We start from the raw sequence: 25,327 nt of genomic DNA, 5'->3' as shown, positions 1-25,327 counted from the left end.
CAACGAGACTGGCACTCACTGAAAACCAGTGAAATCCATTGCCATAACAATGGCATCTTCCTGTCCGGTATCGTTCTGGTAATAGTTTTTGCGCAGGCAGATTTCCACCAGACCCACGTCCTGATACAGCGCCACAGCCGGCTCATTCGTGACACGAACCTCGAGAAACAATCGTTCAGCCCGGTCAGTCATCAGGTCAATCAGGTGATTGAGAAATCGTCGGCCGTAACCCCGCCCCTGGTAATCCCGCCCTATCGCAATATTCAGAATCTCTGCTTCGCCGAGCACAATCGTATAAACGGCATAACCCACCAACTGGTTCTGCAGGACCATGGTCAGGCACTGGTGTTTATCGAGGCTCTCCCTGAACTGGGATTCACGCCAGGGATGGGGCGTCACCTGTTGCTCAATGGCTGCGATCAACGGCAGGTCAGCGGCCAGCATGTTGCGAATCAGAGGGATCATGGTTGATGGCTCATCACCCGAATGGCTCGCCAGGTTTCGCTTTTAAGCTCGGGAGTATTTAGTAACTCCTGTAGACTTGGGGTGACGATAGCCCGGGCACCTCCGGGTAATTCTTCCATCTGACCCACAGATAGTGAGCAGACTGACCTTGAGGGCAGCAGCAGCGCTGAAGGCAATTCACCCATCAACAAAACCCAAAGCACACCCTGCTTTTTGACACGGGCTTCCACGAACACTGACAGCATCTCCTCTGCGCCTGATCTGTCGGTTTGATCTGCCGTAGAAGGGGGCCAGTCAATCAATTGGGGCGATGTAAGTACATCACCGAGACGACCAATTGCCCGGATTATATTGGCAAGCAGACCGGATTCCTCCTGAAGGGGTACGCTGCCCGGCGCCAACCCGTTGATAACCAGTAAGTCATCGCTGGGTTGCCAGCAAGCCAGCCGGAAACTGCCGATCTGCTCCTCTTGCAAATCCGTCAGTTCGTTTTCGGCCCCCGGCAATTCGGGGTTCTCTGGCAGGGCAACGATAACTTCAGGCGGGACGGTATTTGCCACTTCTGTGACGGTTTCCAAATGAAGATCCAGCGCAACGGGCTCAGTATCTCTGGGCCGATACTGTACAACACCCAGGGTACTGAGATACCAGTCACGCAGCTCCCGGGATACAGGCATCAACGCTATACCCCGCCCAACTGCGGGTGCAGTCGGTCGGGATTCTCCAGCACACTTAGTGCATTCAGGTAAGCTCTGGCACTGGCCACCAGAATATCGGTATCGGCCCCCTGTCCATTGACGATACGCCCCCCCTTTTCGAGCCTCACAGTGACTTCGCCCTGAGAGTCGGTTCCCTCGGTAACAGCGTTCACCAGATACAATTTGAGTTCGGCCTGGCTATTGATCAGCTTTTCGATCGCCTTGAACACGGCATCCACCGGGCCATCGCCATCCGCTGACGTGCGATAATGCTCACCCTTGTAGGTCAGACTTAACGCCGCGTTGGGCAGCTGCCCGGTCTTGGTCGTTACCGCCAGATCACCCAGGATAATATGCTCAATACCATCTTCCTTGACCTGTATTTCGGAAACCAGTGCCTGCAGATCCTCGTCGTAAATTTCACGCTTCTTGTCCGCCAATTCCTTAAATCGCAGAAAGGCTTCATTCATCACTGTCTTGCTGTCGAACTGAATACCGAGCGCGTCAAGCCTTGAAGAGAACGCAGCTCGCCCGGACAACTTGCCCAGTACAATCTTGTTGGTACTCCAGCCCACATCCTGTGCCTTCATAATTTCGTAGGTTTCACGGTATTTCAGCACACCGTCCTGATGAATGCCCGACTCGTGTGCAAATGCATTCGCACCAACGATGGCTTTGTTCGGCTGAACAGGGAATCCGGTGATACTAGATACCAGGCGTGAGGTAGCGACGATCTGCGTAGTATCAATGTGAGTCTCCACCGGAAAGATATCCTTGCGGGTGCGCACTGCCATGACAATTTCTTCCAGCGCAGCGTTGCCGGCGCGCTCACCCAAACCATTAATGGTGCACTCGATCTGCCTTGCGCCTTGCATGACGGCAGCGAGGGAGTTGGCAACCGCCAGACCGAGGTCATTGTGGCAATGTACAGAAAAAATTGCCTTATCTGCATTCGGCACTGCGGCAATCAGGCGGCCAATAGTATCGGCATATTCCGCAGGAAAACCGTAACCCACCGTATCGGGGAGGTTGATCGTGCGGGCACCGGCATTGATCACCTGTTCGATGATACGACACATAAAATCAAATTCAGAACGACTGGCATCCTCCAGTGAAAATTCCACATCACCGACCTTGTTGCGGGCGAGTTTCACAGCGGAGACTGCCTGCTCAACCACCTGATCAGGGGTCATCTGCAATTTATATTTCATATGGATCGGGGACGTGGCGATAAAGGTGTGAATGCGTGCCGAGCGGGCATTTTTCAACGCCTCTGCCGCGCGCTCAATATCCACGTGGGTAGTCCGCGCCAAGCTGCATACCGTCGAATCTTTGATGGTGTCGGCTATGGATTTGACGGCTTCAAAATCTCCCTGACTCGATACCGCAAAACCCGCCTCAATAACATCCACTCGAAGTTTCTCCAGCGCCTTGGCGACTCGGAGTTTCTCCTCCCTGGTCATGGAAGCGCCCGGACTTTGCTCACCATCGCGCAAGGTCGTATCAAAAATTACCAACTGTTGTTTATCCATGACTTGCTGCTCCAGATAATCCGCCCCATCCCTCGGGACAGGACAAAATAATTACGCGAATTCTCCGCACGGAGGGAGATATTTGCAAACAGGAATTAGTAAAACCGGAAAAAGAATCGTTGCCCCTCAGGGCAGGAGCAGCACATGCGTAACGGCACAGTGGGGCAAGATACCCTGCTGTCGCTGCACTGTTCTTGTGTGATACACGTTCTTGGTCACATTAAAGACCGACCTGGAAACCCTCTGTTTATTCAATCAGGTTTTCCATTTTTTGCCAACCACTGCTTTCCCCCAGCCCCTGAACCAGAGACACCCTTATCCTATCCCCGCTCGCTTTTTTTATGCCACAGCCACTCGAGTGGCCCGGACAACGAATACGCCACAGCAAGCAGGAACAGGATTCGAGGTGGATCAATCAAAATAATGACCAGCGCCATGGCGATGCCAAAAATCACCACAAAGGGTACTTTGCCCTTCAGGTCCAGGCCTTTGAGACTGCGGTAACGAAGATTTGATACCATCAGCAGGCCCGCCACAGCGGTGACCAACGCGGCCAACAGTGCCAACTCGGTGGATGGCTCGGCATCAAAGCCGCTCCACACCATGGCTGCCACCAGAGCTGCCCCTGTCGGGCTGGCAATCCCAATAAAATAACGCTTGTCTACCAGGTCTACCTGGGTATTGAAGCGCGCCAGACGAAACGCCGCACAGGATGCATAAATAAAGGCGGCGGCCCAGCCGATTCTGCCCACTTCATCGAGCATCCAGCTAAACACGACAATGGCGGGAGCCACACCAAAAGACACCATGTCAGAAAGACTATCGTACTGAACCCCAAATTCGCTGGACGTATTGGTCATTCTGGCGATAAGCCCGTCCAGACCATCAAAAATCATGGCAACGAAAATGGCTATGGCGGCCGCCTGAAACTTGCCGTCCATCCCTGCCAGAATCGCATAGAAGCCACTAAAAAGCGCGCCGGTAGTAAACAGGTTTGGAAGCAAATAGATGCCTCTATGGCGTGCGGGCTCTGGGCTCCCGACCGGCATTTCCTGCCCGGAACCGGTGTTCTCAGGGACCGTTTCCTGTTTTTCGTTGTCCGTCATCTTTTCGCCTCAGCATTGACTGTCAGTGGTATATGGTGTGTTGTTTTTACGGAAAAAACCATCTTATTAAAAATCGACGGCTGCAACAAAAAAACCGCGCCAGGGCGCGGTTTTCTCGGCTGAAACAGACCCGTTAGTTTTTCTCTTTGTCCACCAGCTTGTTGGCGGCAATCCAGGGCATCATCGCACGCAGACCGGCACCAACCTGCTCAATCTGATGGGCTGCATTATTGCGACGGTAGGCCGTCATGGAAGGATAATTGGTAGCGCCCTCCGCAACAAACATCTTGGCATATTCACCATTCTGGATACGCTTCAGGGCGTTGCGCATGGCCGCACGGGACTGCTCATTGATAATTTCCGGGCCGGTCACGTACTCACCGTATTCAGCGTTGTTGGAAATCGAGTAGTTCATATTGGCAATACCGCCTTCGTACATGAGATCGACAATCAGCTTCAGCTCATGCAGACATTCGAAATAGGCCATCTCAGGCTCATACCCGGCTTCCACCAGTGTTTCAAAGCCTGCCTTGACCAGTTCGACGCAACCTCCACAGAGGACTGCCTGCTCACCGAACAGGTCTGTTTCGGTTTCGTCCTTGAACGTTGTTTCAATAATACCGGTGCGCCCACCACCAACCCCGCAGGCATAGGACAATGCCACGGATTTGGCCTTACCGGACGCATCCTGGAAAATTGCCACCAGATCGGGGATACCACCACCCTTGGTGAACTCGTTGCGTACAGTGTGGCCGGGCGCCTTGGGCGCGATCATGATCACGTCCAGATCCGCACGAGGTACTACCTGGTTGTAATGAATAGCGAAACCGTGCGCAAATGCCAGCGTACTGCCTTTCTTCAAATTGGGTTCGATCTCATTTTTGTAAAGCTGGGACTGGAATTCGTCGGGTGTCAGGATCATCACCAGATCAGCCGCTGCAACAGCATCGGGGACACTCTTGACGGCCAGGCCGGCGTTTTCCGCTTTCGCCGCAGTGGGTGAACCGGGACGCAGACCCACCGTGACATCCACACCTGAGTCCTTCAGATTCAAAGCGTGGGCGTGCCCCTGGGAGCCATAACCGATCACGGCCACTTTCATGCCCTGAATAATGGATAAATCACAGTCTTTATCGTAATAAACTTGCATTTTTTCACCTGTCTTATTTATTAATCTGAAAGAATACGGAACTCGGAATGGTCATTTTTAGCCACCCTGACATTCTGCGTAAAAGAGCTTAAAGTCGCAGTGCTTTTTCCCCCCGGGCCAACCCGGATACGCCGGAGCGCACGACCTCAAGTATCTCCGCACCTGCAACCGCCTGAATGAAGGCGTCGAGTTTATCACTGTTACCGACAATCTGTACCGTATAAGCATTGGCACTCACATCGATAATCTGCCCGCGAAAAATGTCCACGCAGCGCTTGATTTCGGCGCGTTGCGGACCGGAAGCCTTCACCTTGAGAAGCATCAACTCGCGTTCAATATGCGGGCCTTCGGTAAGATCCACCACCTTGACCACATCAATCAATTTGTGGAGATGCTTGGTAATCTGTTCAATTACCTGATCGTTGCCGTGGGTCGTCAACGTCAGTCGCGACAACGTCTGATCATCAGTGGGGGCCACTGTCAATGTATCAATGTTATAACCGCGCTGGGAAAAAAGACCCACCACCCGCGACAGCGCTCCCGGTTCGTTTTCCATCAAAACTGAAATTATGCGTCTCATCAGGTGCGCTCCGTCTTACTCAACCACATATCACGCATGGAACCGTTCGGTGCTACCAGCATGGGATACACATGCTCAGAACGGTCGACGTAAATGTCCATAAACACAACACGATCCTTGAGACTGAAACACTCTTCCATTTTCTGGTCCAGCTCATCGAACCGGGTAACCTTGATACCCACGTGGCCATAGGCTTCAGCCAGTTTGATGAAATCCGGCAGTGAATCTTCGTAGAGGCTGGAGGAGTAACGACTGCTGTACTGCATATCCTGCCATTGACGCACCATGCCCAGCGCCTGGTTATTCAGATTGATAATCTTGATCGGCAACCCGTACTGGGTACAGGTGGACAACTCCTGAATGCACATCTGGATGCTACCCTCTCCAGTGACACAGGCCACCATGGCATCGGGGTGAGCCAGCTGCACTCCCATGGCAGCAGGCAAGCCGAAACCCATGGTGCCAAGCCCACCGGAGTTGATCCAGCGGCGCGGCTGGTCGAACAGGTAATACTGGGCTGCGAACATCTGGTGTTGTCCCACATCGGATGTGACAAAGGCGTCGCCGCCGGTGGCCCGATACAACGACTTGATAACGTCCTGCGGCTTGATAATATTGCCGCCACTGGCTTCATAGCGGGACTGGGTATAAATACCGTGACGGTCGCGCCATTCATTGATCTGCTTCCACCAGTCTGCCATCGCTTCATCATCCAGCCGCTTGCCACTGTCCTGCAGCTGATCAACCATTTCCCGCAGCACCACATCGCAGGCACCGACAATCGGAATATCCGCCTTGATGGTTTTGGCGATCGATGTTGGATCCACATCGATATGGATGATTGTTGCAGAGGGGCAGAACTTGCCGGTTGTGTTGGTTACCCGATCATCAAAACGAGCACCGACGGCCAGAATCACATCGGCGTGATGCATTGCCGTATTGGCTTCAAAAGTGCCGTGCATACCGAGCATGCCAACAAACTGGGGATCTGAGCCCGGGAAAGCACCCAGGCCCATCAGAGTATTGGTAACCGGCGCATTGATCAGCCGTGCCAATTCCGTTAATTGGGAGGAGGCCTCGCCCAGAATCACCCCGCCACCGCTGTAGATAATCGGACGCTTGGCCCCCAGCAGTGTTTTAATGGCCCGCTTGATCTGACCGGAGTGCCCCTTACTGGTGGGCTGGTAAGAGCGGATTTTGACTTTTTCAGGGTATTCGTAAGGCACCCGGTGATTGGGGTCTGTCACATCCTTCGGGATATCGACAACAACCGGGCCCGGTCGGCCCGAGCCAGCGATATAGAAGGCCTTGGCAATGACACCGGCAATCTCGGTGGCATCCTTGACCAAAAAGCTGTGCTTTACGATAGGGCGGGAAATCCCCACCATATCCGTTTCCTGGAAGGCATCTTCACCTATTTTCTCTCTCGGGACCTGACCGGAGATAACCACCAGAGGTATGGAATCCATGTAGGCGGTAGCGATCCCGGTAATGGCATTGGTAGCACCCGGACCGGAGGTGACCAGCACGGCACCTACCTCCCCGGTAGAACGGGAGTGACCGTCCGCCGCATGAACAGCGGCCTGCTCATGGCGAACCAGGATATGCTGTACATCCGTTTGTTGGAACAGGGCGTCGTAGATATGGAGCGCAGCGCCGCCGGGGTAACCCCAGATGTATTTAACGCCGGCATCTTTCAGTGCGCGGATGACTATTTCACCGCCAGACAGTAGTTCCACTGTGCAAATCCTCAAAATCAACAAGCCACAAAGTCGGTTCCTCCGCCAGGGTGAAACAAACAAAACGCTGTGACATCACAGATCTGCAAGTGCAATTACGCTACCGACGACGACTAAGGTCGTGATACTCGATGCGTCAGGCCTGTGGGTAAACAAACCTGTCTGGACGCCTGGCGAACGCTGTTTACGCTCACTTGGCAGATTGGTATGGAACCAGTTGGCGGACAATTAGCATGCCCGCAGAAGCGGTACTTTATTTACTCCGATCCAGCCCGTCAAGCAGTTGTTGTGATCCGCGCCCATAAATAGCCCCCGTTCTGCTAGCTTGTACTCAACACGCGACCGCCAAATCCGCTATGATAAACAAAAATCAATACGGGTTTATCCGATTCAAACGGTTTATGAAAGGTTCACGGACATGATAGGTATCAACAACCTCGTACTCACTCTGCTGACAATGGCGTTGTGTCTTCCTTTGCACGCGGCAAAAGTTTACAAGTGGCAGGATGCCGATGGAGCATGGCACTTTTCTGAAAAACCGCCCGTAGAGCAACCTGCTGAAATAATAAAAATACCCACACCCGGCAAAGGTAAAGAAGTTACTGCAACAACTCCTGACCAAATACCTGAAAGCAACGGATCAGAGAAGAGCCCGGATCTGAAAACCAAAAAATCTGAAGAGGTAACCGCCGAAGATGTGGCCCTTGCCAGAGAAAACTGTATTAAAGCCAGAGAAAACCTTGAAAACCTGCAAAGGGGCAGCAGGCTGAGAGTAAAAGACCCGGACACTGATCAAGTTCGTTATCTCAGTACAGAAGAGCAAAATGAATGGATAGAAAAGTCCCGAACAATGATTCAGGATAACTGCCAGTAACCGATTTGAGTTTGGGTGTGGCAACCAGCCCGGATTCGGGCTGGTTGCAGATTATCCATGATGACCTGTAGACAACAGGAAACCCTCAGTCGGATGAACGGCCCTGAGTCCGGTGAAACCTGACATCGCTCCCATCAAGGTCCCCAGTAATCTCATCCCCTGGTGAAAACTGGCCACTCAGTACTGATTGCGCCAAAGGATTTTCCAGTAATTGTTGTATCGCCCTTTTCAATGGTCTGGCCCCGTAGACCGGGTCAAAACCCGCCTCACAGATCTTGTCCATCACCTCATCCGACAAAACCAGCGACAGCTCACGATCCTGTAGGCGTTTTCTAAGGAGGCCGAGCTGAATTTCGGCAATACCCCGAATCTGCCCTTTGCCCAGCGGGTGAAACACCACCACTTCATCAATCCGGTTGATAAATTCTGGCCTAAAATGGCCTTCCACCACATCCATCACTGCATTTTTCATCGCCTGATAGCGGTTTTCATTGGTGGTGGAGTCGTCCGACAGATCCGTGCCAGCACCTTCATCAAAGCTGATGGTATCGAAAGAGCGATCTTCCACCACCGCCTGAATCCGGTCAGACCCCAGGTTGGAAGTCATTACAATCACGGTGTTGCGAAAATCCACCGTGCGTCCCTGACCATCGGTCAGTCGACCGTCATCCAACACCTGTAACAAAATATTGAATACGTCGGGGTGTGCTTTTTCAACCTCATCCAGTAGCAGCACCGAATAGGGACGACGCCTGACCGCCTCGGTCAGGTAACCACCTTCTTCGTAACCCACATAACCGGGGGGAGCACCCACCAGTCTTGCTACCGAATGCTTCTCCATAAACTCCGACATATCAATGCGCACCATGGCATCGACACTGTCGAACAGGAATTCGGCCAACGCCTTGCAAAGCTCGGTTTTGCCCACCCCGGTGGGGCCAAGAAACAGGAACGAACCGTTGGGTCGGTTGGGGTCTGACAACCCGGCCCGACTGCGGCGTACTGCATTGGACACCGCCACCACGGCTTCCTGCTGACCGATCACCCGTTTGTGCAGAGCATCTTCCATACGCAACAGCTTGTCTCGCTCCCCCTCCAGCATTTTAGAAACCGGGATGCCGGTCCATTTGGAAACCACCTCGGCAATCTCTTCCTCGGTCACCTTGTTGCGCAATAAATGCGTCTCGCGGGTCTCCGCTTCACTGGCCGCAGCCAACTGCTTTTCCAGTTCTGGAATCCGGCCATATTGCAGCTCTGACATTTTGGTCAGGTCACCGGCACGACGGGCGGCATCCATATTAATGCGGGCCTGCTCGAGATCGCTCTTGATCTGTGCGGAACCCTGCACAGCCGCTTTTTCGGCCTTCCAGATCTCGTCTAGATCAGCATATTCCTTACCGATTGACTCAATATCCTTCTGGATTTTTTCCAGCCGCTTGCGGGACGCTTCATCCTCTTCTTTTTTGACTGCCTCGCGCTCCATTTTCAGTTGAATCAGGCGGCGCTCAAGACGATCCATTTCCTCTGGCTTGGAGTCAATCTCCATGCGAATTCGGCTGGCGGCTTCATCAACTAGGTCGATGGCCTTGTCCGGCAGCTGGCGATCAGTGATGTAGCGTTGCGACAATTTGGCAGCGGCGACAATCGCAGAGTCGGTGATATCCACCCCGTGGTGGACTTCATAGCGCTCTTTCAAGCCACGGAGAATGGCGATGGTGTCCTCTTCGTTGGGCTCATCCACCTGAACTTTCTGAAAACGCCGTTCAAGCGCCGCATCTTTTTCGATGTACTTGCGATATTCATCCAGCGTGGTGGCACCGACGCAGTGCAGTTCGCCACGCGCCAAGGCGGGCTTGAGCATATTACCGGCATCCATGGCTCCCTCTGCTTTACCCGCACCCACCATGGTGTGCAACTCATCGATAAACAGGATGATCCGGCCTTCCTGCTTGCCAAGCTCATTGAGTACCGCCTTGAGACGCTCTTCAAAATCTCCGCGAAATTTGGCACCAGCCAGTAGTGCACCCAGATCGAGTGATAGCACGCGCTTGTCCTTCAACCCTTCAGGGACCTCACCATTCACGACCCGCTGCGCCAGACCCTCAATAATGGCGGTTTTACCCACACCGGGCTCACCGATCAGCACCGGATTGTTCTTGGTACGGCGCTGCAATACCTGAATGGTGCGGCGAATTTCGTCATCCCGGCCAATGACCGGGTCCAGTTTGCCCTGCTCGGCACGGGCAGTGAGATCAATGGTATATTTTTCCAATGCCTGCCGACTGCCTTCAGCTTCCGGGTCTGTCACTGCTTCACCTCCACGAATTTTTTCCACCACCGCTTTCAGTTTGTTCTTGTCGCCAAATTTGGCCAGAGACTTGCCCAGGTCTCCTTTATCCTCGAAGGCCGCCAACAGCACTGCCTCACTGGTAATATATTGATCCCCCTGTTGCTGGGCCTGCTTGTCTGCCAGATTGAACAATCGTCCCAGCTCGGGAGAAATAGCGATATCGCCCGTCGGAGTCTGGACCCGGGGCAACTGATCCAGTTGATGCGTGAGCGCAGCTTTCAACCCGGCGAGATCAAAGCCCGCCTGACTGAGCATGGGCCCGATGGCACCACCCTGCTGGCTCAACATCGCCAGCACCAGATGAACAGGCTCAAGCGCCGTATTGTCGCGACCAACGGCCATCGATTGCGCATCGGATATCGCACTTTGCAAATGACTGGTAAAACGGTCAAATCGCATAATCAACCTCAATAATGTTTGTCAGAACATATAATTGGGGCTGGGTGGATGAATTCAAGAAGAGGTTGGCGTTTAACTGATCCAGATCAGGCTGGCCATTCGTCCGGTCTGCCCATCGCGGCGATAGGAATAGAACGACTCGGGGTCGGCAAAGGTGCATTGCCCGCCGCCAAAAATGGCCGTGATACCGGATGCCGACAGCGCCAGTCGGGCAAGTGAAAAAATGTCCGCCTGCCAGCGGTCAGTCCTGGTTCGGAGAAAGCAGGCATCAACCTGTTGCCTGGAACCCCATCCTGGCGTATTGGCCAGAAAAGCCCGATAGACATCTTCGCCCACTTCAAAGTGGGGTTGACTGATGGCCGGACCCAACCAGGCCAGCAACTGGTCTGGACGGTTTTTAAATTGACTAATCGCATTGGCTACCACACCGCCAGCCAGCCCGCGCCAACCCGCATGAACAGCGGCCACCTCGCCACCGGCCCTGCCACAGATCAGGATTGGCAGGCAATCGGCCGTCATCACGGTACAAACCACAGCCCGCTGATCGCTGTAGCAGGCATCTGCGCACCGAATAATGCCGTCACTCTGAGCATGGACCACATCGACACCATGAACCTGTTCCAGCAACTGCGGCGCGGCAGGAAGCCTTAGTAACGAGCCCAACAATTGCCAGTTTTTCTCCACAGACTGAGCGTTGTCTCCCACATGGTAGGCCAGATTCAGACTTCGCCAAGCAGCTGCAGACAGACCGCCTCGACGCGTGCTGACAGCGGCCTTGACAGTGTTGGGCGCGGGCCAATCGGGGAGGATGATGGACATTGCATCAATCAGGCTGATTCATGATCGGAGCGAAGTGCATCCAGCAGATGCATAAAGTCTTGCGGAGCCTCTACCTGCCATTCGACCAACGCTTCCGTCTGCGGATGAATCAGGGCCAACCTGGCCGCATGTAATGCCTGACGCTTGAAGGCCCGCAAGGTATCCTGAAGTTCGTCGGAGGCCCCTTTCGGCAGCTTTAGACGCCCCCCGTAAGTGGCATCACCGACCAGGGGGTAACCAATCGAAGCCATGTGCACCCGAATTTGATGCGTCCGTCCGGTTTCCAGCTTTAACCGAATGTGGGTATGGCCAGCAAAGCGCTCAATCACCCGGTAATGGGTAATGGCCTCTTTGCCACCATGATCCAGTACTGCCATTCTGGTTCTCACCTGTGGATGCCGACCCAATGGCTTGCTGACCATTCCGCCACCCGTCATGACACCCGGCACAACTGCCTCATACTCACGACTCACCGATCTATCCTGCAGCTGTCGAATCAGCGATTGATGTGCAGCAAGCGTTTTTGCGACGACCATAAGACCGGTGGTGTCCTTATCCAATCGGTGCACGATACCGGCTCTGGGAATATTCTCATTGCCTGGCAGATGGTGAATCAGCCCGTTCAGCAGGGTGCCCTGATAATTGCCAGCGGCGGGATGCACGACCAACCCGGCCGGTTTATTAATGACCAGCAGGTGTTCATCCTCATAAATGATGTCCAGGCTCATCGGCTCCGCCGACCACTCACCCTCCGGCTCCAATGTTGCCTTGACTGTCAGCTGCTCGCCGCCAAACAGCTTGTCCCGAGAGCGGCAGGACTTGCCATCAACCAGTAGATCGCCCTCCTTGATCCATCGCTGTAAACGGGAACGGGAAAAACCCTTGAACAATTCGGCAGCTACCTGGTCGAGCCGGGCGCCGCCAACGGTCTCCGGAACAATCGCATTAAGAACAACAGGTTCAGTCATTGAAGTTTTGAATCCGCCCGGGGCTGTGGTTAAATAGCCCATCTTACAGGCTTTACTTCAGCCGATAAAAACACTTTCACTGTTGACCCACCAGGATTCAATCATTCCATGCGATTTCCCGCTCTATTGCTTGTTTGCTCAATATTTTTGACCAGTGGCTGTGCCTGGCTTGGGGGCGATGATGACAAGGATGCCAATAAAACAGATACTTCCGGTTACACCGAGGCAGATTTCTTTGAAAAAATCCAGAAAGAACTGGCGTCAGGCTACTGGTTTCAGGCGATCGATAATCTGGAGGCCCTGGAAGCCCAGTATCCATTTGGTGATTACGCTGAACAGGCCCAGCTGGAACTGATTTATGCCTACTTCAGGTCTCAGGATTATGAGGCGACTATCGCCTCCGCTGACCGCTTTATCCGCCTGCACCCTCAACACCCCAACGTGGATTATGCCTACTACCTGAAAGGTTTGGCCTCCTTTGTTCAGAGCAAGGGATTCTTTGAACAGTTTTTGCCCACCGATGAAACCAAGCGTGATCCGGGTTCGGCACGCAACTCGTTTGTCACGTTCAATGAATTGCTCAACCGCTTTCCGGAAAGTGCCTACGCGCCCGATGCCCGCAAGCGGATGGTCTATCTGCGCAACATCCTTGCCCGACATGAAATTCATGTTGCCAACTACTATTTTCTGCGGGGCGCCTATCTGGCTGCAGCCAACCGCGGCCGTTATGTGGTTGAAAACTTCCAGAAAACGCCCGCAGTGCCGGACGGACTGGCAGTGATGGCGCAAGCCTATCATTTCATGCAGATGCAGGATCTGGCAGCAGATTCGGCGGCCCTACTGGCAACCAACTACCCCCAGCACCCGGCTCTGGACGCCAGCGGTCAGTTCCAGTACCAGGACGATCCCCATTTTATGGAGCCAACCTGGCTGAATAGAATGACCCTTGGTCTTTATGACCACCCGGATCCCCCCAGGTTTGACTCCCGCCATGTTTTCAATGAGCGTTATCGCAATGTGTCGGGGGGCAACAATCGCGGCGAAGAGAAGCGATCCTGGCTCAGTTGGCTGACACTCGGTGTACTCGACTGATAGCAACCAGCGATAAGAAAATTTCAACCGGATAAGGAGCAACAGCTCCTATATCTGTTTTTTACCGACAGGCTTTTCAACCAGGATAATCAAAATATCGTATTCCAACCTGTTTCGAAAATCCGTTATTCTTTATTACCCGTCTATGCTTGTAGAGTTCGCTCAGAAATAGCCAACCTTATTCGGAGAAAATAACGATGCAAACACCAGACGCAAAACATATTTTGCAGGAAATGAAAGTCCTGCCCAGCATTGATCCGGCCTACGAGATCACCAGGCGTGTTGATTTTATCAAGTCGATCCTGACCAGTGCCAACTTGCACAACCTGGTGCTGGGCATCAGTGGTGGCATTGATTCAACAACCTGCGGGCGGCTGGCACAGCTGGCCGTTGAACAACTGAATCAGGAACAGGGCGAGCCGCTTTATCGCTTTGTTGCTGTTCGATTGCCCTTCGGCATTCAGGCTGATGAACATGAGGCCCAACAGGCTATTGAGTTCATTCAGCCCAGTGAGTGCCTGGTCGTCAATATCAAGCCCGGCGTGGAAGCCATCCATGAAGCAGTGCTTGCTGCGCTGAACAACGGGCAGCTTCTGACCGCCTCTCCGGGCCAGACCGACTTTACCAAAGGCAACACCAAAGCTCGCACACGTATGATCGTCCAATATCAGGTCGCAGGCTTGCTGGGTGGGCTGGTGCTCGGCACAGACCACTCGGCCGAGAACGTCACAGGCTTTTATACCAAATGGGGGGATGGTGCCTGTGACCTGGCACCACTGTTCGGCCTAAGCAAACGGCAGGTCAAACAAATCGCTGCTTTTCTCGGCGCGCCTGAACGCCTCATTGAAAAAACACCCACAGCTGATCTGGAATGCCTCGCTCCACAGAGAGCCGACGAGCACGCACTCGGCATTAGCTACGATGAGCTGGATGATTTTCTGGAAGCCAAGCCTGTCAGCGACGAGGTGGCCAACTGCATTATCGAGATCTATCACAATACCCGGCACAAGCGAGATCCCATTCCAACTATCTACGACCAGTAGCTTTTGCCCGCACGGTCCTGACAACACAACCACCTGATTGGAAAATAGCGGTACTGTTCATGAATCGATACCCCTTTTTCAGATAGACTCTGACTCAATCCGACCAGGCCCCCGATCCTTATGCAACTCAATATCGGCAAAGTGACTGCCCCACCGGCACCGGACAGCCTGCTCAAGGTATACGGTTATTACCGGGTCATTTTGTCCAGCGCCTTACTCACGATGTACCTGACAGGCGTCGCGACCCGAATCCTGGGCGCAGAGATGCCACAGCTCTTTTTGGGAACAGTCGGCATCTATACCGTGCTGTGCCTGCTGTCACTGATTTCGCTGAAAATCTATCGAGCCACACCCGGCATCCAGATGTTGTTTTTCATGCTGTTGACCGACATGGTGGCAATCACACTGATGATGCACGCCAGTGGTGGACTGGAAAGCGGTCTGGGGTTTCTGATGCTCGCCACCGTTGCGGCAGGCAGTATTCTGGTGGCCGGCCAGCTGGCATTGTTACTGGCGGCAACGGCCAGCATCTGTGTGATGCTGGAAACACTGTCTACGAGCATGATTCTCGGGCAAAGTAAGGAATCCATTTTTCCCGCAGGCATTCTCGGCATACTGTTATTTGCCACAGCCCTGCTGTTCCAGGTATTAACCCAGAGAATCCGCCTCGCCCAAACGATTGCGGCGGAGAAAGCTATTGAAAGCGAACAGCTGCAGCAACTCAATGAATCCATTGTCAAACGGATGCGTACCGGTATTGTAGTGGTCGACAGACAGGACAACATCACACTCATCAACAGCGCTGCCATTCAGCTGCTTGGAGGACAACAGCCAGGAAAACCACTGGGAGCTGGCCAGCCACTCAGTCTGATCATGCCTCTCTACCAACAGCTTGATCGTTGGAAGACCTATCGCTGGCTTAGAACCCCCACCTTTAAAACACCTACCTCGTCGATAGAAATCCAGGCTAACTTCACCTCTCTCCACCAGGGGGAAGATAAGCAAACCCTTATTTTTCTCGAGGATACACGCTCCCTCTCACAACATGCCCAGCAATTGAAACTCGCTTCCCTCGGTCGATTGACCGGCAGTATTGCTCACGAAATTCGTAACCCGCTCGGGGCCATCAGCCACGCGTCGCAACTGCTCGCAGAACAGGCCACCGACAACAGCCAGGCCAAACTACTGGATATCGTTCAGCGCCATTGTCTCCGGGTAAACCAGATTGTTGAAAACGTACTGCAACTGTCGCGGCAAAAGATCCCGGCATTTCAAAAAATCTGGCTCCGGCAATGGCTAAAAAAATTCCGTAACGATTACATGGACACCCAGAAAACCCCCTGCATCATAGAAATCGAGACTCTGAACAAGGATATACAGATTTTCTTTGATCCGGGCCACCTGTCTCAAATACTGACCAATCTGGTGGATAACGGCCTGCGTTTTAGTGAACAGGCCACAGGGGAGCGCTGGGTCAGACTCGTGGTTTGCAGGGATACGGCTTCAGAGTTGCCCTTTCTGGACGTATTTGATCGCGGCCCAGGCGTTCCCTTCGAAGATCAAAATTCCATTTTTGAACCATTTTTCACGACATCCCATGAAGGTTCAGGCTTGGGGCTCTATCTGGCCAAGGAGCTTTGCGGCGTCAATTATGCTTCACTCAATTATTTTGGAGAGGAGCCAGAAAACAGACACTTCCGAATTGGGTTTTCGCATCCCGACCGGGTATTACCGAGGCCTCAATCATGATGAAAAAACGCGTACTGGTGGTAGATGACGAACCTGACATCAGAGAGCTTCTGACCATTACACTTGAGCAAATGGGTCTGGAAGTCGTCACTGCTGCCAAGCTGACTAAAGCCAGAAAATTGCTCGAAAGCGAGGAGTTCGACCTCTGCCTCACAGACATGAAAATGCCCGATGGCAACGGACTCGAACTTGTCGACCATATACAGGCCACAGTGCCACATTTGCCAGTCGCCATGATTACCGCCCACGGCAATATGGAGATCGCTGTGGATGCCCTGAAAAAAGGAGCCTTTGATTTTATTTCCAAGCCGTTGCAACTGATGCGGTTGCGCAACCTTGTCCAATCTGCACTGCAACTAAAAAAGGAAACTGCAAATCCAGCCATACCGGAAACCGTATTGCTCGGTGAATCGTCCGCTATAGAAACACTCAAACAGCAGATTCGACGTGTAGCACGCAGCCAGGCTCCCATCTTTATCAGTGGTGAATCCGGCAGCGGAAAAGAATTGGTGGCCAGGGCAATCCATTTTCTCGGGGCAAGGGCCAATGGCCCGTTTATTCCGGTGAACTGCGGCGCCATTCCTTCTGAATTGATGGAGAGTGAATTCTTCGGCCATAAAAAAGGCAGTTTCACTGGTGCTCACCAGGACAAACAGGGGTTGTTTCAAGCCGCCAATGGCGGCACGTTGTTACTGGATGAAGTGGCTGATCTGCCACTGTCAATGCAGGTCAAGCTGCTGAGGGCACTCCAGGAAAAAAGTATTCGCCCGGTAGGGGCAGAAGAGGAAGTAACCGTGGATGTCCGCGTACTCAGCGCCACTCACAAAGATCTGGGGCGGGAGGTACAGAACAACCGCTTTCGACAGGATCTATTTTACCGCATCAATGTTATTGAGCTGCAGGTCCCACCTCTACGGGATCGCCCGGAAGATATTCCGCAACTGTCAGAGCACTTCCTTCAATGCTTTTCCCGGGAAGCCGGGACAAAACTTCCAGCCCTGTCAGACGATGCTATGGCGGCAATCAGACAACATACGTTTCCAGGCAATGTAAGGGAACTGGAAAATATCCTCGAAAGAGCATTCACGCTCTGCAATGGTTCAACAATTACCGCCAGAGACCTGCAGCTCCCCAACCCTTCAACCGTTGCTTTCGCTCCCGGAAACGACTCCGAGTCAAATGTCAGCAATTTTGGTTCAATCGATGACTACCTGGGCTCCATTGAGAAAGAACTGCTACTGAAAGCCCTCGAAAAAAATCGCTGGAACAAGACTGCTACCGCTCGTGAGCTGGGTATCAGTTTCCGCCAGATGCGCTATAAGTTGCAGAAATTTGACCTCGACTAAAACCGCACAAAGCAATATCAAAAAGGATTCAATTTCAAGCAGAGGAGAGCATTGCAAAAAAATCCATTTTGCTACTATAGTCCAGTGTAAGTTTTGGCACTCAAAGGAATGAGTGAAGACGACACAGGAAAAGGATTTTCAAATGTCACGGGTAAATGGATTTACTCTATTGGAGTTATTGATCATCTCCGCTTTATTAAGTGTATTACTGATAGCAGGCATCCCGGCGATGTCCCTCTGGATACAGTATCAGAAGTCAACTGCCCTGCAGTACACACTTATTCATAGCATTCAGTTTTCTCGCGCTCAATCAGTCAGTATGCAGAAAACCATCACGCTCTGCCCGGGTCTCGACAACTGCACAACAGAGTGGGGTCAGAACTTGTTGGTTTTTGTCGATAATAATGGCAATGGCTCTGTTAACAGTGATGACCAAATCGTGAAATACATTGAGCTGGATGACGCTGCCCGATTCTTAAGCTGGCGCTCGTTCAGAAAAAAACCGTATCTCCAGTTTAGCCCTTTGGGGCTAACTAACTCGCTGAACGGTACATTCCATTACTGTCCGGATAAGATAGAAAATCCCTATAAATTTGCAGCCTCTGTAGCGAAAACAGGTAGAGTCCGAATAAGACAACCCGATTGCTGAATCATTGGTTATTACTGAAACCCAACCCCTTCAACCGTCGATCTAACCGATAAAGCCGCTTGTCAGCAAGGCATTGACCTACTGCCAACAACACAATCATATTGATAATAGGTATCGGTGTTTTCTATAACAGCCGTACGGCAAACGAAAAAGGCGACGTGTACGTGAAAAATGCTCGGGACCAAAGAGGATTTACGCTGATTGAGCTAATGGTCACATTGGTGGTTCTGGTTGTTCTTCTTGGGGTAGGCATCCCCAGTTTTAACAATTGGGTGGTCAGTACACGTATGGACACTGCCACCATGAATTTGGCGGGGATACTGAAACAGGCTCGGAGTGAAGCAGTCAGTCGCCAGAGCGTCATTACTCTCGCGCCTAAAGCCGGCGGCTGGACTGAAGGATTGACGATGTATACCGATACCGACGCTGGCGGCAACACAGCTTACGCCGCAGCAAATGACACCCTGATCAAGGACCTGGAATTCTCCATGGGTGGGATATCGGCCAGCACCAGCGCCAATGCTGCAGCCTACATCAGTTTTACCAGTGGCGGGCTGCTCAATGAAGGCAACAACTCTGTGGAGATAGTCCTCTGTGACAGCACGGAGGAGGAAGGAGGCAGCTCTATTACTGTCAACCCGGTAGGAAGAACCAGTATTGTGAAGGGAACCAAAACCAACCCGTTAGCATCGTGCACATTATGAAAAAAAGGCCTAATTACAATAAATTCCACTCAGGCGCTTCCCTCATCGAGGTGCTGATAGCATTGCTGGTATTCAGTATCGGCCTGCAGGGTATTGCATCGTTACAATATCAGGCAATTAAAGAAAATTTTGACTCCTCACAACGCAGCCAGGCCGTATGGGCCGCACAGGAACTTGTCGCCCGCATTCAAGCCAATGAAGCAGGCAGGGAAGCCGGCGCTTACTCGATCACTGACTTCACTGCCGACTGCGACAGTGAGCCAGCCCCCTATTGTGCCGATACCGACTCGGATGCCGAAAGCTGTGACGCCAGCGAAATGGCCACATTTGATGTATGGGAAACTTTTTGCAGCAGTGGCAGTTCGCCATTGAATCTTACTGCGTCCATATCATGTGTAGATGCCGGTTGTCCCGCAGAATCCGACTATCAATTAATACTGCAATGGAGCTCAAAAGCCGTGGCGGATGACACGCAGGATATGACCGATGATGAGGATGAAAGAGAGGCTTTAATCCAGCAGCAATTTATTCAGGTATTCAGACCATGAGCGCTGATAGAGCCCGACAATACGGCCTTTCCATGGTAGAACTACTGGTAGCAATGGCGCTGGGCCTGCTGCTTACAGTCGGGGCATTGCAGATGATGCTCGCATCCCAGCAACTCTACGACACCACCGATAGCCAGTCCAGAATTCAGGAAAATGGTCGGTTTGCCCTGGATTTCCTGAGTCGCGAACTCAGCAAGGCCTATTATCAGACTACCGATATAGGAACCGTGGAAAACCGGACATTTCTCACTGAAAGCTGCGCGGGCAACAACGCCTGTACCGAAGATACCACCGGGATTGCCGGCGATCAGATAGCGGCTGTTTTCAACCCGGAAAATGACCGTGACTGCGCTGACAACACTGTCGGTCCGGAGGACATTATCGCCAACGTCTTTTACCTGAACACAGTCGATGGCATCAGTGCCCTCAACTGCCGCGGATTCAGCCTCGAGAGCAACAGCTGGATTGGCGTTGGCCAACCGCTGGTCGATGGCGTAGAGAGTTTGCATATTCTCTACCGCGTGGAATTAGCCGGCGGCGGTTTTTCCTACGTTTCCGCTGACGATGTCGATGACTGGGCAGCCGTGAGCGCTATTCGAGTTGCAGTGCTGGTTAACAATGGTCAGGAAATCGGTTCCGGAAATGTCGAAACACGCACCTTTACACTGCTGGATGCCGGCCCTTTCTCCCTGACCGACAAACACGAACGGCAGGTATACAGTACCACCATCACTCTAAACAACGTGATCTACAACAATGCAGAAAAATAGGGTAATGACTATACGGAGCGGTACACCTGCTCCAGATCGCAAACAGGACGGTGCTGTGCTGATCGTCTGTCTGGTGATGCTCACCATATTGACGATTATTGGTATAGGGACCACCACCGATATCAGCTTTCAGTCAAATATGGTTCGCAATAGCCAGATACGTTTAAATGCCTTCAACACAGCATTGAGTGAACTGAATGGTCAATATCGGAAAATGGTTGATGAAAACAGTGAGGACTTGCTCACTGATGCGTTGAACTTAGGAGAGGCAACGATTCCTGAGGGCGATTTAACCCAGACATCGGCCGACAATCCTTTTGCTCAATCAGCATCCGTTGTTTATCTGGAAGAGGGGTTGGGACAAGTTACCGGCTCCACCATCGGTTCCGCCACTGCCAATAGTGCCTATTATTTTGAACTTAACAGCATCGTCGAACTTGATAACACCGGCGTTGGCTCAAGTCAGACGAGCGGTATCGTTCGACTTGCACCAACCGAATAACCCGAAAAAGGTCTATCGCTATGGACATTAAAAACTATTTTTTACCCTTGATTGGTGCGGTCTTTGGCATGCTGCTCACCGCCAACACGGCACTGGCTTTCGGGCCAATCATGGTGGAGCTCGTTCGTACTATCGAGATAGCCAAAATTGAGATCAAAACCACTGACGGCGTTCAGGGGATGGGCACAGTGATAGCTTCACCAGACCAATGCTCAATCGATTGTGAGCCGCAACATTACACATTCGACGGCACAACGACCTTCATTAACGCGTTTGGTGCAGAGCGCCCCATTACCGAACTACAGACCTGGAGCGGCTACTACGCCAGCTTTACCTACCGCAAGGAAGACGACCATGTGGTAAAAATCAAAATTATTCCCAGAGAGAGGATTGCAGAATGAAACTTACCAGATTTATTCTCTTTGGCCTGCCGCTACTTGCCGGCATCTCTGTTTCCAACCAACTGCTGGCTGACGATATAGAGATCTTCTTCAGCGAAGAGGTCCTATCCGAAACCGAGGAATTCCAGCCCAACGTGCTGTTTATTTTTGACTCCTCCGGCAGTATGGATGACGAAATTCTCACCCAGCCACCCTACGACCCCGACTACGACTACGGCGGTCTGGGTGACGGCACGATATACGTGCACAACGAAGACTACAGCTACCGCAACGTCAGCATAGACCCCGGTAGAAACAGCTGTAAAGCAATGACAGACCACATGGCGGACTCACCCGACCTCCCCGTTTATGCGGGAAAACGGGTTGCCGAATGGCACGAGAGCACTGTAGAACAGTGTACGGGGTGGTGGTGGTGGAGGGTCTGTGAAACCATTTCGGTGAACTACTGGCGTGATGTCAGCAATTCGAACAAAACCGTAGAGTGCCGGGATGATGCCGGGGTACATGGTATCGACGACAGCTCCTCTGATCGCTATGCCAGAGACGGTAATAACGGCCCCTACTCCACCAGCAACCAGATCAACTGGAACCAGAACGGCATTACCGATAACAGACTCTACGTTTCAGCCAATTATCACGAATACCTGCAAGCCAACCCTTCTGAATATCGCAGAAAACTCGATATCATGAAGGAAGCGGGCACCGATCTTGTCAGCAATTTTACCGGTCTGAATTTCGGCCTGATGCGCTTTAATTACAGCAATGGTGGCTATGTGCTGCATCATTTTTCAGATATTGAAGATGACCGCGACGCCATTATTGACAAAATCGACGATATTCCCGCGGACGACTGGACCCCACTGAATGAAACCCTGTGGGAAGCTCACCGGTACTTCAAGGGCGATTCGGTCGATTACGGGTCTGGCTGGAACCGCGATCCCGCTGCAGTGACCCGAAGAAACGGCACCGACTACTACAATTCACCCATCGGCGAAAGCTCCTGCCAGAGCAACTATGTGGTGCTGCTCACCGATGGCACCCCATTTCGAGATAACGGCCGGGACAACACTGTCTCGAACCTGACGGGTAACAGTTGCTCCCACTCTGACGATGCCCAGACGTCGAACCGCACCTGTCTCGATGAAATGGCTGAATATATGGCCAACTATGACTACAACGATACGCTGGACGGCACCCAGAGCGTCAGAACCTACACCATAGCCTTCGATTTTGGCTACGAGATGGAGTTGCTCAAAACAACGGCGGATAAAGGACAGGGACAGTATCTGACGGCCAGCTCCTCCCAACAGCTAAAAACGGCCTTTAACCAAATTATTCTGGATATTCTGTCAACGTCCACGACATTCACCGCGCCGGCAGTGTCTGTGAATGCCTTCAATCGCCTGCAGCACCAGGATTCACTCTATTTTGCCATTTTTGAGCCGAATATTTATCCTCGCTGGCACGGCAACATCAAGAAGTACAAAATCAATACAGACGGCGACATTGTCGGCTCTGACGACGCCATTGCCATCAATCCGGACACTGGCTATTTTCATTCCAACGCGATCAGCTACTGGAGCCAGAATACCGACGGCAATGCTGTAAAAAAAGGTGGGGCTGCCAATGAACTCACCAACAGCCGGCTGGTTTACACCGTCTCGGGAGACGCCAGCACGAACAATATTGTGCTTAACAGCACAGAAAATATTATCGCGCTCGACAACGATACCATTACCAATGAGTTTTATGGTCTGAGTGATGATGCCAGTGAGGCTGAGCGCGACAAGTTCATAAAATGGATACTCGGTGTCGATGTCAACGATGAAAATGGTAACGGCAGCACTATAGACGCATCACGTTTCATGGCTGATGCCCTCCACAACCGCCCGGTCGTGGTTACCTATTCCGGGGATTCTGAAGAAAACACCACAGAAGATGTGCTGTTTTTCACCTCCAATGACGGCGCATTCCGTGCCGTTGACACCGGCAATGGTGAAGAGCTGTTCGCTTTCATTCCACAGGATCAGCTGCAAACACAGCATGCCACTTACATTAACGATCCCGACGCCTCGAAAATCTATGGCCTCGATGGCCCCATGACAATCTGGCGCGAAGAAAACCCTGATGACGATGACATCACTATTGATGCTTCAGATGGCGACCATGTTTACAGCTACTTTGGCATGCGTCGTGGCGGTGATAACTACTACGCCATGGACATTACCAACACTAACAATCCAAAGCTTCTGTGGACCATTTTTGGTGGCAGTCCAGGTTTTCGTGATCTGGGGCAAACCTGGTCAAAACCGGTGCGTGGCCGCATAAACTGGAGCTGTGACGGGGATGGTGAAGACTGTACTACCAGAGATGTGCTGATTTTCGGTGGCGGCTATGACACAGCACACGATGCGGCGGATACCCCGACAACGGGTGATACGGGCGCTGCCATTTATATGGTAGATGCCCTTACAGGCCAGAAACTCTGGTCCGCCGGTAATAACGACACCAGCGAGGATATTCACAATCTGGATCTGCCAATGAGCAACAGCATCCCCGGCGATCTGACCATAGCTGACATGAATGGCGACGGCATTGACGACATCATCTTTGGCGTTGATATACAAGGCAGTGTATGGCGCATTGATATTAATAGTGCCACGACTTCGGCAAACAACCTCGCCCAGGGTGGAAAGATTGCGAACCTTGCCGAAGCTGGAGAATTCCGCCGTTTTTACGTCGGACCCACTGTATCCCTGTCACAGAAAAAAGGCCGTGCACCCTTCTTTGTGCTGACTTTTGGCAGTGGCTATATGGCCCATCCAAAAAATACTGCAATAGACGATAGACTGTACTCAATCTTTGAATACAGTGTGTACGGTCCACCCAAAGACGAAGATGGCGACGTTGTATACAACAGCATAGATAACGATGATTTGTTGGATATGACCAGCCCCGACAGTGACCCTGCCGATCCTCAGACAAATGCACCCAACGGGTTCTACAAGGATGCTATCGACCTGGGTGAAAAATTCATGCGGCCCGCACTGACCATCGACGGCACATCCATTTACACCTCTTATCTCCCGGAAGGCACCGGAGAGGTTGACACCACCTGTGGTGCCGGTTATCTCGGAGGTGGACGACTCTATGCCATGAACTTTGTCACGGGCAAAACCGTACTGTCCAGCCAGTACATCAACCTGAAGCAACCGGGTAACCCACCGGAAGTCGTCGCACTGTTTGTGCCGGATGAAGATGGTAAAACCTCGATAGAATTCTATGTGGGAACTGAAAAAGTTACTGATACAGAATGTGAGGGTGAAAACTGCCCCGAAGGACTGCCGACAACAGTCAAGATCTACAGAACCTATTGGCGGGAAAATCAATAGTGAAACAGCGTATAGAAGGATTCAGTCTGATTGAGCTAATGATTGTGGTGGCAATCATCGCATTACTTGCGATGATTGCGTACCCGTCTTACATGGATACTGTCAGGGAGACTCGCCGCACCGAGGGCGTTGCCCTGATGAATAAAGTGATGCAGGCCCAGGAACGCCATTTTATCAACAACCTGACCTATACGACGGATCTGACTGATCTGGGCTTCGCGGTAGCCGCCAACCTGCCTTCTGAAAACGGACACTATCAGATCAGTGCGGCAGCTTGCGCAGGCGTGCCAACGGATGAGTGCATTAACATCGTGGCAACGGCACAGGGAGGCCAGGCTGTGGAGGGTAACCTGGGACTCAGTAGCCGAGGGGAAAAAACCGGCAACTGGGAGGACTAGCTCTGGTTTTGTGTTCTTGAAACAGCCTTTCCAAAACAAAAAACCGGACAATG

23 protein-coding genes are annotated in these 25,327 nt (G+C 52.3%); 13 read left to right on the top strand and 10 right to left on the bottom strand.

The annotated features are described in order from the left end of the window. Positions 1 to 15: 15 nt before the first annotated feature. The 7 genes from rimI to U740_RS06445 all read right to left on the bottom strand — a co-directional run bounded on the left by rimI (position 16) and on the right by U740_RS06445 (position 7,270). Positions 16 to 465 (bottom strand): ribosomal protein S18-alanine N-acetyltransferase, encoded by a 450-nt coding sequence (gene rimI, locus U740_RS06475; protein ID WP_051921257.1) that lies wholly within the window; start codon positions 463 to 465, stop codon positions 16 to 18. Then, positions 462 to 1,142 (bottom strand): hypothetical protein, encoded by a 681-nt coding sequence (locus tag U740_RS06470; RefSeq protein ID WP_036859821.1) that lies wholly within the window; start codon positions 1,140 to 1,142, stop codon positions 462 to 464. Before U740_RS06470 ends, rimI begins: the two co-directional genes overlap by 4 nt. A 5-nt stretch (positions 1,143 to 1,147) precedes the next feature. Beyond that, positions 1,148 to 2,695: a 2-isopropylmalate synthase gene (locus tag U740_RS06465; protein ID WP_036859819.1), complete on the bottom strand. Its 1,548-nt coding sequence runs from the start codon at positions 2,693 to 2,695 to the stop codon at positions 1,148 to 1,150. Between the two features lie 320 nt (positions 2,696 to 3,015). Continuing rightward, positions 3,016 to 3,801: a CDP-diacylglycerol--serine O-phosphatidyltransferase gene (gene pssA / locus U740_RS06460; protein ID WP_081890864.1), complete on the bottom strand. Its 786-nt coding sequence runs from the start codon at positions 3,799 to 3,801 to the stop codon at positions 3,016 to 3,018. A 133-nt stretch (positions 3,802 to 3,934) separates the two neighbouring features. Then, the gene (ilvC, locus tag U740_RS06455; protein ID WP_036859817.1) at positions 3,935 to 4,951 is read right to left on the bottom strand and encodes a ketol-acid reductoisomerase; all 1,017 of its coding nucleotides are present in this window, start codon (positions 4,949 to 4,951) and stop codon (positions 3,935 to 3,937) included. 88 nt (positions 4,952 to 5,039) lie between these two features. Then, positions 5,040 to 5,531 carry an acetolactate synthase small subunit gene (gene ilvN / locus U740_RS06450; protein WP_036859816.1) on the bottom strand — a complete coding sequence of 164 codons (492 nt, stop codon included), beginning with the start codon at positions 5,529 to 5,531 and terminating at the stop codon, positions 5,040 to 5,042. Further along, a complete protein-coding gene (locus tag U740_RS06445) occupies positions 5,531 to 7,270 on the bottom strand; it encodes an acetolactate synthase 3 large subunit (protein ID WP_036859815.1) in 1,740 nt (579 codons plus the stop codon). The genes ilvN and U740_RS06445 overlap by 1 nt, the downstream gene beginning before the upstream one ends. 418 nt (positions 7,271 to 7,688) lie before the next feature. Between U740_RS06445 and U740_RS06440 the strand changes: the two genes are divergently transcribed. Beyond that, positions 7,689 to 8,144, top strand: a complete 456-nt coding sequence (locus tag U740_RS06440) for a DUF4124 domain-containing protein (RefSeq protein ID WP_036859814.1) — start codon at positions 7,689 to 7,691, stop codon at positions 8,142 to 8,144. 85 nt (positions 8,145 to 8,229) lie between these two features. On the opposite strand, the gene clpB is transcribed toward U740_RS06440, so the two are convergent. The 3 genes from clpB to rluD form a co-directional block, all read right to left on the bottom strand. Then, entirely contained in the window at positions 8,230 to 10,893 is a 2,664-nt protein-coding gene (gene clpB / locus U740_RS06435) for an ATP-dependent chaperone ClpB (RefSeq protein ID WP_036859812.1), read from the bottom strand. 72 nt (positions 10,894 to 10,965) lie between these two features. Continuing rightward, complete coding sequence (gene pgeF / locus U740_RS06430; RefSeq protein WP_036859810.1) at positions 10,966 to 11,712, bottom strand: peptidoglycan editing factor PgeF; 747 nt, start codon at positions 11,710 to 11,712, stop codon at positions 10,966 to 10,968. A gap of 8 nt (positions 11,713 to 11,720) precedes the next feature. Continuing rightward, the gene (gene rluD / locus U740_RS06425) at positions 11,721 to 12,680 is read right to left on the bottom strand and encodes a 23S rRNA pseudouridine(1911/1915/1917) synthase RluD (protein WP_036861489.1); all 960 of its coding nucleotides are present in this window, start codon (positions 12,678 to 12,680) and stop codon (positions 11,721 to 11,723) included. Positions 12,681 to 12,788: 108 nt separating this feature from the next. Between rluD and U740_RS06420 the strand changes: the two genes are divergently transcribed. From U740_RS06420 to U740_RS06365, 12 genes are all read left to right on the top strand, one after another. Further along, positions 12,789 to 13,772, top strand: coding sequence for an outer membrane protein assembly factor BamD (locus tag U740_RS06420; RefSeq protein ID WP_036859808.1), 984 nt, complete (start codon positions 12,789 to 12,791; stop codon positions 13,770 to 13,772). 197 nt (positions 13,773 to 13,969) lie between these two features. Further along, positions 13,970 to 14,815, top strand: a complete 846-nt coding sequence (gene nadE / locus U740_RS06415) for an NAD(+) synthase (protein ID WP_036859806.1) — start codon at positions 13,970 to 13,972, stop codon at positions 14,813 to 14,815. 120 nt (positions 14,816 to 14,935) lie between these two features. Then, positions 14,936 to 16,564, top strand: a complete 1,629-nt coding sequence (locus U740_RS06410; RefSeq protein ID WP_051921256.1) for a sensor histidine kinase — start codon at positions 14,936 to 14,938, stop codon at positions 16,562 to 16,564. Next, positions 16,561 to 17,910, top strand: coding sequence for a sigma-54-dependent transcriptional regulator (locus tag U740_RS06405; protein WP_036859805.1), 1,350 nt, complete (start codon positions 16,561 to 16,563; stop codon positions 17,908 to 17,910). Before U740_RS06410 ends, U740_RS06405 begins: the two co-directional genes overlap by 4 nt. 142 nt (positions 17,911 to 18,052) lie before the next feature. After that, positions 18,053 to 18,559 carry a GspH/FimT family pseudopilin gene (locus U740_RS06400; protein WP_160172073.1) on the top strand — a complete coding sequence of 169 codons (507 nt, stop codon included), beginning with the start codon at positions 18,053 to 18,055 and terminating at the stop codon, positions 18,557 to 18,559. A gap of 164 nt (positions 18,560 to 18,723) precedes the next feature. Beyond that, on the top strand, positions 18,724 to 19,263 hold the full coding sequence (locus U740_RS11825; protein WP_152556797.1) for a GspH/FimT family pseudopilin: 540 nt from the start codon (positions 18,724 to 18,726) through the stop codon (positions 19,261 to 19,263). Continuing rightward, entirely contained in the window at positions 19,260 to 19,811 is a 552-nt protein-coding gene (gene pilV / locus U740_RS06390) for a type IV pilus modification protein PilV (protein WP_051921254.1), read from the top strand. Before U740_RS11825 ends, pilV begins: the two co-directional genes overlap by 4 nt. Next, positions 19,808 to 20,581 carry a PilW family protein gene (locus U740_RS06385; RefSeq protein ID WP_036859800.1) on the top strand — a complete coding sequence of 258 codons (774 nt, stop codon included), beginning with the start codon at positions 19,808 to 19,810 and terminating at the stop codon, positions 20,579 to 20,581. The genes pilV and U740_RS06385 overlap by 4 nt, the downstream gene beginning before the upstream one ends. A 55-nt stretch (positions 20,582 to 20,636) precedes the next feature. Continuing rightward, entirely contained in the window at positions 20,637 to 21,083 is a 447-nt protein-coding gene (locus U740_RS06380; protein WP_152556796.1) for a hypothetical protein, read from the top strand. Between the two features lie 20 nt (positions 21,084 to 21,103). Then, positions 21,104 to 21,484 carry a hypothetical protein gene (locus U740_RS06375; protein WP_036859798.1) on the top strand — a complete coding sequence of 127 codons (381 nt, stop codon included), beginning with the start codon at positions 21,104 to 21,106 and terminating at the stop codon, positions 21,482 to 21,484. Continuing rightward, positions 21,481 to 24,876 (top strand): pilus assembly protein, encoded by a 3,396-nt coding sequence (locus U740_RS06370; RefSeq protein ID WP_036859796.1) that lies wholly within the window; start codon positions 21,481 to 21,483, stop codon positions 24,874 to 24,876. Before U740_RS06375 ends, U740_RS06370 begins: the two co-directional genes overlap by 4 nt. Further along, the gene (locus U740_RS06365; protein WP_051921253.1) at positions 24,876 to 25,274 is read left to right on the top strand and encodes a type IV pilin protein; all 399 of its coding nucleotides are present in this window, start codon (positions 24,876 to 24,878) and stop codon (positions 25,272 to 25,274) included. The genes U740_RS06370 and U740_RS06365 overlap by 1 nt, the downstream gene beginning before the upstream one ends. Positions 25,275 to 25,327: the final 53 nt, after the last annotated feature.

This window comes from Porticoccus hydrocarbonoclasticus MCTG13d (assembly GCF_000744735.1).
Classification (GTDB): domain Bacteria; phylum Pseudomonadota; class Gammaproteobacteria; order Pseudomonadales; family Porticoccaceae; genus Porticoccus; species Porticoccus hydrocarbonoclasticus.
The sequence above is the reverse complement of the archived record's forward strand: the minus strand, read 5'-3'. Positions and strand labels throughout refer to the sequence as shown.

What these genes read in the sequence shown, in the direction of transcription:
- rimI (WP_051921257.1), bottom strand. Translation starts at nt 465, where the DNA reads ATGATCCCTCTGATTCGCAACATGCTGGCCGCTGACCTGCCGTTGATC.
- U740_RS06470 (WP_036859821.1), bottom strand. Translation starts at nt 1,142, where the DNA reads ATGCCTGTATCCCGGGAGCTGCGTGACTGGTATCTCAGTACCCTGGGT.
- U740_RS06465 (WP_036859819.1), bottom strand. Translation starts at nt 2,695, where the DNA reads ATGGATAAACAACAGTTGGTAATTTTTGATACGACCTTGCGCGATGGT.
- pssA (WP_081890864.1), bottom strand. Translation starts at nt 3,801, where the DNA reads ATGACGGACAACGAAAAACAGGAAACGGTCCCTGAGAACACCGGTTCC.
- ilvC (WP_036859817.1), bottom strand. Translation starts at nt 4,951, where the DNA reads ATGCAAGTTTATTACGATAAAGACTGTGATTTATCCATTATTCAGGGC.
- ilvN (WP_036859816.1), bottom strand. Translation starts at nt 5,531, where the DNA reads ATGAGACGCATAATTTCAGTTTTGATGGAAAACGAACCGGGAGCGCTG.
- U740_RS06440 (WP_036859814.1), top strand. Translation starts at nt 7,689, where the DNA reads ATGATAGGTATCAACAACCTCGTACTCACTCTGCTGACAATGGCGTTG.
- clpB (WP_036859812.1), bottom strand. Translation starts at nt 10,893, where the DNA reads ATGCGATTTGACCGTTTTACCAGTCATTTGCAAAGTGCGATATCCGAT.
- pgeF (WP_036859810.1), bottom strand. Translation starts at nt 11,712, where the DNA reads ATGTCCATCATCCTCCCCGATTGGCCCGCGCCCAACACTGTCAAGGCC.
- rluD (WP_036861489.1), bottom strand. Translation starts at nt 12,680, where the DNA reads ATGACTGAACCTGTTGTTCTTAATGCGATTGTTCCGGAGACCGTTGGC.
- U740_RS06420 (WP_036859808.1), top strand. Translation starts at nt 12,789, where the DNA reads ATGCGATTTCCCGCTCTATTGCTTGTTTGCTCAATATTTTTGACCAGT.
- nadE (WP_036859806.1), top strand. Translation starts at nt 13,970, where the DNA reads ATGCAAACACCAGACGCAAAACATATTTTGCAGGAAATGAAAGTCCTG.
- U740_RS06410 (WP_051921256.1), top strand. Translation starts at nt 14,936, where the DNA reads ATGCAACTCAATATCGGCAAAGTGACTGCCCCACCGGCACCGGACAGC.
- U740_RS06405 (WP_036859805.1), top strand. Translation starts at nt 16,561, where the DNA reads ATGATGAAAAAACGCGTACTGGTGGTAGATGACGAACCTGACATCAGA.
- U740_RS06400 (WP_160172073.1), top strand. Translation starts at nt 18,053, where the DNA reads ATGTCACGGGTAAATGGATTTACTCTATTGGAGTTATTGATCATCTCC.
- pilV (WP_051921254.1), top strand. Translation starts at nt 19,260, where the DNA reads ATGAAAAAAAGGCCTAATTACAATAAATTCCACTCAGGCGCTTCCCTC.
- U740_RS06385 (WP_036859800.1), top strand. Translation starts at nt 19,808, where the DNA reads ATGAGCGCTGATAGAGCCCGACAATACGGCCTTTCCATGGTAGAACTA.
- U740_RS06375 (WP_036859798.1), top strand. Translation starts at nt 21,104, where the DNA reads ATGGACATTAAAAACTATTTTTTACCCTTGATTGGTGCGGTCTTTGGC.
- U740_RS06370 (WP_036859796.1), top strand. Translation starts at nt 21,481, where the DNA reads ATGAAACTTACCAGATTTATTCTCTTTGGCCTGCCGCTACTTGCCGGC.